The organism is Mesorhizobium sp. Primo-A, assembly GCF_003997175.1.
Lineage (GTDB): Bacteria > Pseudomonadota > Alphaproteobacteria > Rhizobiales > Rhizobiaceae > Mesorhizobium > Mesorhizobium ciceri.
Genome location: NZ_RZTG01000020.1, coordinates 62,403 through 69,051 on the forward strand (window position 1 = coordinate 62,403; position 6,649 = coordinate 69,051).

A 6,649-nucleotide genomic window follows, 5' to 3' on the forward strand; every position below is an offset into this window, starting at 1 on the left:
TTATGGACTCACGGAAGCTTGTCGATCACCCGTGCCGATGCTTCCACCGTTGCAGCTAGGACTACCTGAGCGTCGGGCGGCGGGTGCTGGGAGACAGATCTTGAGCGTCAAGGCTCCGCAATAAATTGGTCGCGTTCAATTTCACTGCAATCAGAGAACACCCTCCGGAACCAGTTGCCCCGCATCGAGTTGCTATTCCGCCTCGCTTTTGAGCGCGAACGGGAGAACACAGGATGGCACCCACTAAGAAGGCATCACCGAAGGGCCTGAACGAACTTTTCCACGACACGTTGAAGGACATCTATTTCGCCGAAAAGAAGATCGTTGCGACGCTGCCGAAAATGGCAAAGGCCGCTCAAAGCCCAGATTTGAAGGCGGCGTTCGAAAAGCACCGCGAGGAAACGAAAGAACACGTTGCCCGGCTCGAACAGGTTTTCGAAGTGATCGGCAAGAAGCCGCAGGGAAAGACGTGTGCGGCTATTGTGGGCATCACCGATGAAGGTGCCGAGATCATGGAGGAATATAAGGGCACACCTGCCCTGGACGCTGGCCTGCTGGCTGCGGCCCAGGCTGTGGAGCACTACGAAATCTCACGCTATGGCACACTGAAGACCTGGGCCTCCGAACTGGGGCTGGATGAAGCTGTTTCGCTCCTCAATTTAACCCTTGGAGAGGAAAAGGCGACCGACGAGGCGCTGACACAACTCGCTGAACCGGCTGTCAACATGGCTGCCGAAAACGTGTAGTAGCCCCACCAGGCGAAGACTGGCCCATCGCTACGCGAATCTCACGGGAGGTATCAATGGGATATCTAGGTACGCTCGTTTCAAGACTACTCGGCAAGAAGCCCGGCCCCGCTGGCAACGGCGATATGCGCAAGTCGACTGGCGCGGGTCCTGCAATAGCAGCGCATTCGAAAGACGCGAAGACAACGGCGCCGACCGGCCAGAACCGATCGGCGGCAGCAAAAGAAAAATGACCGACGCCGTAGGAGCGTAGTCACTGGACAGCCAACAATGCGCCCATTTCCGGTCAACCCTTTGAAGCAGGCGGTTCGGTCCTGTCCAGACTGACCCCGTCAGGTCGACTCGCAAGGCTTGCAACCAGTAAAATAACAGTGTCATCAGTACAAACATCGACAAACGGTCTAAATGGTTGATGGAACGTATGTTATATTTCCTTCCTCTCTAATTCGACCGATGCGCAATATTATGCCCTACAGAAGACCCACTGAATGAATTACGCAGGTCCAAAGGATCGTAATTAAACCTCTAATAGGCCATTCCAGATTTCGAATGCAGTTCAGCTCGGGAAGGAGGGCGGCAAAACCCAATCCCGGAGGCGCCTGGACCTTTAGACCAATGCTATCGGTAGGTAGCGGATGATGATCTCGTCCTGCCGGAAACGGCGCTCCAACTCCGCTCGGCGCCTTCGCCAATCGGGCAGATCGACTTCTTCCGTCATCACCTCGAAGATGACAATCTCGTCCATGTCGGACTCTTTTCCCTCCCTCCATACCCCTTCCGCGGGCGTCCGAAAATACGCGGTGACACCTTTGAACGTATTGGCGAGTTCGTCCTTCACACGATCGAAGTCTTCCTTGGCGAAGGGCTCACCCGCGTTGTCGGAACGAGGAAGCAGGATCTGGACAAGGTGCATGCGGCCGCCTCCAAGCTCTTCCAACGGCGGCGACCGGCATCATGTTCCATCGGCTGACGCTGCGGGCAAAGGCGCAAATGTGAACCAGGCTGACAGGAATTTCCTGCATTCCGTGACTCCAGATGGGAATCCTGGCCTTGCGTGAAAGTGCTGCCACCCGCAGCCAGCCCGTGACACCGCCGCAGTTGGAGGCGTCTGGTTGGATGTAGGCGAGCCTCGACCAAGCAAAGGCGTGCCCGAGTCCTCAAGACATGCAGGTTTTCTCCCATTGCCAGAGGCCTACAGGCCTGCAGGTGCCTTGGCGATGCTGGCGCAGCGTTCATAGGTGCCGGCACAATGGTAACACGATCTCGGCCGCGGATATTGCGCCAGCGACACGGACAGACGGCAACCTTGCATCGGCGCACGCGGCTGCGCAATTTTTTGCAAAAGCAGGAACATAGCTGCATCGCCCAAGTTAAATAGCGACGGCATTGGACAACGGACTCATTTTCGCATTTTCCAGGCTGCCAGAATGCTCCGGGGTTCTTTGATGCTCGAACGAATGGGCAGGACAATGTATCGCTGTCGGCGTTTGCTATCAGCCTTTGCTCTGGTGTTGTTGACGAGTGGCCTGTTCCCACAGGGCCCAGCCATGGCACAGGCGCCCTGCCCGGCCGACCACGATAAGCTGCTCGCCGCACTCAAGGCCAATGTGAAAGCAAGCGGCGGACCTGCCAACGGAGGCTTTGAGACCAACGAATGGGCCGCTGTCGTTGCTCGCGACGGCGCGGTGTGCGCGATCGCTTTCAGCGGTCCCACCGCCGATTCGCAATGGCCAGGCAGTCGCCTCGTCGCGGCGGAGAAGGCCAATACAGCCAATGGGCTCAGCCTGGCGCAAATGGCCCTATCGACGGCCAATCTCTACGCGGGGACGCAGCCGGGCGGGCCGCTTTTCGGCTTGCAGGAGACCAACCCGGTCAACCAGGCCGCAGCCTATGCGGGCGATCCCAAAACGTTTGGAAGTGCCAGCGATCCTCTCGTCGGCAAGCCAATCGGAGGCGTCGTCGTGTTTGGCGGCGGGCTTGCCCTCTATGACGGCAAGAGCATCGTCGGAGGCCTCGGGGTCTCAGGAGATTCCTCATGCGCCGATCACAATGTCGCCTGGCGTGTTCGCGCGGCGCTTGGCCTCGACAAGGTTCCCGCCGGGGTCAATCCCAATCGCAAGGACGCCATCGTCTACGATGTCGATCCCGGCGGCAAAAGCGCCTCGGGCTGGGGCCATCCGCTTTGTGCCGGCACCGAGGCTGACATCGCGGCGGAGCTCGGCGCCGGCGTGGGAGGCTCGATCCACAAATGAAAGGCATGCTGCACCCGGCACCAGCGCGCGTTGACGCAGGACACGGCGCCCGCGCATTGGCGACCGAGAATTCCTTTCGCACGGGCATACTCTCGGTGATGCTGCTGGCATGCGGCCTGTTTCTGAGCGGTGCCTCGGAGCCCGCATCGGCGGCGGCTATCGCGCCGCCCGCCGCCGCGGCGCCACCCGATGACGGGCAATGGACAATGCCGGCCAAGAACTACGCGTCGACCCGCTTCAGCGAACTCAGCGAGATCAACGAAGGCAACGTCAAGAACCTGCAGGTCGCCTTCACCTTCTCGACCGGCGTAAACAAGGGCCAGGAAGCAGCGCCGCTGGTCGTCGGCAACAACATGTACATCGTCACGCCCTTTCCCAACATCGTCTACGCGCTCGACCTTTCCAGGCCGGGCGCGCCGATGAAGTGGAAGTACGAGCCCAACCCCGAGCCGGCGGCACAAGGAGTGGCCTGCTGCGATGTCGTCAACCGCGGAGCGGCCTTCGCCGACGGACGCATCTTCTTCAACACGCTGGACGGCCACACGATCGCGCTCGATGCCAATACGGGCAAGCCGATCTGGAACACTCATATCGGCAACATCAACATCGGCGAGACCATCACCATGGCGCCGCTGGTGGTGAAGGGCAAAGTTCTGGTCGGCAATTCCGGCGGCGAAATGGGCGTCCGCGGCTGGGTCAAGGCGCTGGATGCCGGAGACGGGCATGTTGTCTGGACGGCTTATGGCACTGGACCCGACAAGGATGTGCTGATCGGCCCGGACTTCAAGCCCCACTACGACATGGACAGGGGCACAGACCTTGGCGTGACGACATGGCCACCGGAAGCCTGGAAGATCGGCGGCGGCAATATGTGGGGCTGGATCTCCTACGATCCGGAGTTGAACCTGATCTTCCACGGCACGGGCAATCCAGGACCGTGGAATCCGGATTTGCGGCCAGGCGACAACAAATGGACGTCCGGTATTTTCGCGCGTGACGCCGATACCGGAGCGGCGAAGTGGTTCTATCAGTGGAGCCCGCATGACCTCCATGACTATGACGGCATCAACGAGCAGATCCTTCTGGACATGACCTGGCAAGGCAAGCCGCGCAAGGTCCTTGTCCGACCGGAACGCAACGGCTACCTCTATATCCTCGATCGGACCACTGGAGAGGTGCTATCGGCCACAGCCTATGGCCCGGTCAATTCCAGCAAAGGCGTCGATCTGAAGACCGGCCGCCTGATTGCAAACCCTGACAAGAGAACCGGCACCGGCAAGGTGGTCCGAGACATTTGTCCGACGGCATCCGGCCTCAAGGACTGGCAGCCATCGGCGTTTTCGCCGAGGACCGGCCTGCTCTATATCCCCCACAACAATCTCTGCATGGATGAAGAAGGCGTCGAGGTAAACTACATCGCAGGCACGCCCTATGTCGGCATGAACGTACGCATGATCCCCGGGCCGGGCGGCAATCGTGGTGCTTTTACCGCCTGGGATGTTTCCGCCGCCAAGCCGGCCTGGGTCCTGAAGGAGAACTTTCCGGTATGGAGCGGCACCGTCGTCACTGCCGGCGATGTCGTCTTTTACGGGACCATGGAAGGCTGGTTCAAGGCGGTCAGCGCCAGGACTGGCGATCTGCTTTGGCAGTTCAAGACGTCGTCCGGCATCATCGGCCAGCCAATAACCTATCGCGGCCCCGATGGGCACCAGTATGTCGCAATTCTGGCAGGCGTCGGTGGCTGGGCCGGCGCCATCGTTTCGGGCGACTTAGACCCACGCGATGCCACCGCGGCACTGGGCTTCGTCAACGCGATGAAGGATCTGAAGAACGCTACCACGGCGGGAGGCACGCTTTATGTGTTCCGGCTGCCTTGATGGATTGAACTTGACCGTACGTCCGGCGCGAAAGGCGTTCCAACGGGTGGCGATCGGCATGGCCGGGCTCGCCTTGTTGCTCTTTCCGGCTGTTGCCAACGCACGTGAATTGAGAGTGTGCGCCGACCCGAACAACATGCCGTTTTCCAACGCGGCCGGTCAAGGGTTCGAGAACAGGATCGCGGAAATTGTCGCCACTGATCTTGGCGCCAAGCTGACGTATACCTGGTGGGCGCAGCGCCGTGGCTTCATCCGCAACACGCTGAAGGCAGGCCTTTGCGATCTCGTGCCCGGCACGCCTGCCAATCTCGAAATGCTGCGCACCACCACGCCCTACTACCGTTCGTCCTATGTCTTCGTGACCCGCCAGGACGGCCCGGACGTGACGTCCTTCAACGACCCGCGGTTGCAAGAATTGCGCATCGGTGTTCAGCTCATCGGCGACGATGGCGCCAACTCGCCGCCTGTCCAGGCGCTTGGCCGCCGCGGCATTGTCGGGCACCTCATCGGCTACCCCGTCTATGGCGACTACTCTGCTCCCAACCCGCCGGCGCGCATCGTCGAAGCTGTCGCGAACGGCGAGATCGACCTTGCCGTGGTCTGGGGTCCGCTCGCCGGCTATTTCGCGCAGAGGCAAAAGGTGCCGCTCCGGATCACGCCGGTCACGCCTCGCATCGATGGACCGCAACTGCCGCTGATGTACGACATCTCAATGGGTGTTCGACGCGAGGACGATGCGCTGCGTGGCGATGTGAATAGCGCGCTTGCCCGACACAAGGCCGAGATCGACGCGGTTCTGGCGCGATACGGCGTACCGCGTCTGGACATGGCCGGGAGACCGGCCCGATGAGGCGCGCTCTGGCGATGTTGCTGCCCTTGACACTGGCCCTGGTCGCCTGCCAGCGCGAGGAGCGCGACACGCGACCGCAATCGGCGCTCGGCTCAGGTGAGCAGCCGACGCCTGTGACCACGTTGGAGCCGGGCGGACAGCGACCCTCCCCCACCGACAACAAGGCGGCGAGCTTCGAGGCCAACGCCTTCCACATGAGCGAGGGCAAACGCCTGTTCGGCTGGTTCAACTGCTCGGGCTGCCATGCCAATGGCGGTGGCGGCATGGGTCCGGCGCTCATGGACGAGAAGTGGATCTATGGCAGCTCGATGGAAAGCATCCACGCCACGATCCGCGACGGCAGGCCCAACGGGATGCCAAGCTTCGGCCAGAAGATACCCGACGACCAGATATGGGAGCTGGCGGCCTTCGTGCGCGCACTGGGCGGCAACGCGCCGTCTTCCGCCGCGCCGCAACGCAATGACGACATGATGGTGCATCCCTCGGAAAACCGCCTGCCGGATGCCGCGACACTGGGCAAATCACCGTGAAGCGCCCGGCCTCGATGGCCTTCGCCTTCTGTGTCCTGTTTCTGCAGGGATGCGCAGGCTGGCAGTCGGCGCTTGACCCGAAGGGCCCCGCAGCCGGCGAGCTGGCCTGGCTCATCTGGTTCTTTACCGCGCTTTGCGCGGTTGTTTGGGCGCTGGTGATGATCGCTCTCGCAGCACCGCTGGTCATGCGATCGCGTTCCGGCGATGAACCCCTCCTACTCGACGAAGCGGCCGAACGCGGCAAGATGCGCGTGGTCGTGTCCGCCGTCGGAGTGACCACCATCATCTTGATCGGACTGACGCTGCTAAGCTTTTTCGCCAACAGGACGCTGGCTGCGATCGGCTCGGAGGCTGCGCTGACAATCAGGGTGACCGGGCACCAGTGGTGGTGGGA

General features: G+C 61.3%; 7 protein-coding genes and 1 pseudogene. 6 read left to right on the forward strand and 2 right to left on the reverse strand.

Features of this window, described 5'->3' with window-relative positions; all coding sequences use genetic code 11:
• Positions 1-233 precede the first annotated feature (233 nt).
• Complete coding sequence (locus tag EOC83_RS29120; RefSeq protein WP_063170775.1) at positions 234-746, forward strand: ferritin-like domain-containing protein; 513 nt, start codon at positions 234-236, stop codon at positions 744-746.
• A gap of 607 nt (positions 747-1,353) precedes the next feature.
• Here EOC83_RS29120 and EOC83_RS29125 read toward each other — a convergent pair.
• Together EOC83_RS29125 and EOC83_RS33385 are read right to left on the reverse strand one after the other, a co-directional pair.
• Positions 1,354-1,659 carry a hypothetical protein gene (locus EOC83_RS29125; protein ID WP_013525146.1) on the reverse strand — a complete coding sequence of 102 codons (306 nt, stop codon included), beginning with the start codon at positions 1,657-1,659 and terminating at the stop codon, positions 1,354-1,356.
• Positions 1,613-1,816, reverse strand: a complete 204-nt coding sequence (locus tag EOC83_RS33385) for a hypothetical protein (protein ID WP_245441849.1) — start codon at positions 1,814-1,816, stop codon at positions 1,613-1,615. The genes EOC83_RS29125 and EOC83_RS33385 overlap by 47 nt, the downstream gene beginning before the upstream one ends.
• Positions 1,817-2,293: 477 nt before the next feature.
• On the opposite strand from EOC83_RS33385, the gene EOC83_RS29135 reads away from it, so the two are divergent.
• The 5 genes and pseudogenes from EOC83_RS29135 to EOC83_RS29155 form a co-directional block, all read left to right on the forward strand.
• Entirely contained in the window at positions 2,294-2,998 is a 705-nt protein-coding gene (locus EOC83_RS29135; protein WP_013525145.1) for a heme-binding protein, read from the forward strand.
• Positions 2,995-4,875, forward strand: a complete 1,881-nt coding sequence (locus EOC83_RS29140) for a methanol/ethanol family PQQ-dependent dehydrogenase (protein WP_063170777.1) — start codon at positions 2,995-2,997, stop codon at positions 4,873-4,875. The genes EOC83_RS29135 and EOC83_RS29140 overlap by 4 nt, the downstream gene beginning before the upstream one ends.
• A 58-nt stretch (positions 4,876-4,933) precedes the next feature.
• Positions 4,934-5,725 (forward strand): substrate-binding domain-containing protein, encoded by a 792-nt coding sequence (locus EOC83_RS29145; RefSeq protein WP_244514477.1) that lies wholly within the window; start codon positions 4,934-4,936, stop codon positions 5,723-5,725.
• Positions 5,722-6,255: a c-type cytochrome gene (locus EOC83_RS29150; RefSeq protein WP_013525142.1), complete on the forward strand. Its 534-nt coding sequence runs from the start codon at positions 5,722-5,724 to the stop codon at positions 6,253-6,255. Before EOC83_RS29145 ends, EOC83_RS29150 begins: the two co-directional genes overlap by 4 nt.
• 14 nt (positions 6,256-6,269) lie before the next feature.
• Positions 6,270-6,649, forward strand: a pseudogene (locus tag EOC83_RS29155) (cytochrome c oxidase subunit II); the annotation flags it as partial.

Bases quoted from the DNA above. Each gene is read 5' to 3' on its own strand.
- EOC83_RS29135 (WP_013525145.1), top strand. From the start codon at position 2,294: ATGGCACAGGCGCCCTGCCCGGCCGACCACGATAAGCTGCTCGCCGCA.
- EOC83_RS29145 (WP_244514477.1), top strand. From the start codon at position 4,934: ATGGCCGGGCTCGCCTTGTTGCTCTTTCCGGCTGTTGCCAACGCACGT.
- EOC83_RS29120 (WP_063170775.1), top strand. From the start codon at position 234: ATGGCACCCACTAAGAAGGCATCACCGAAGGGCCTGAACGAACTTTTC.
- EOC83_RS29125 (WP_013525146.1), bottom strand. From the start codon at position 1,659: ATGCACCTTGTCCAGATCCTGCTTCCTCGTTCCGACAACGCGGGTGAG.
- EOC83_RS29150 (WP_013525142.1), top strand. From the start codon at position 5,722: ATGAGGCGCGCTCTGGCGATGTTGCTGCCCTTGACACTGGCCCTGGTC.
- EOC83_RS29140 (WP_063170777.1), top strand. From the start codon at position 2,995: ATGAAAGGCATGCTGCACCCGGCACCAGCGCGCGTTGACGCAGGACAC.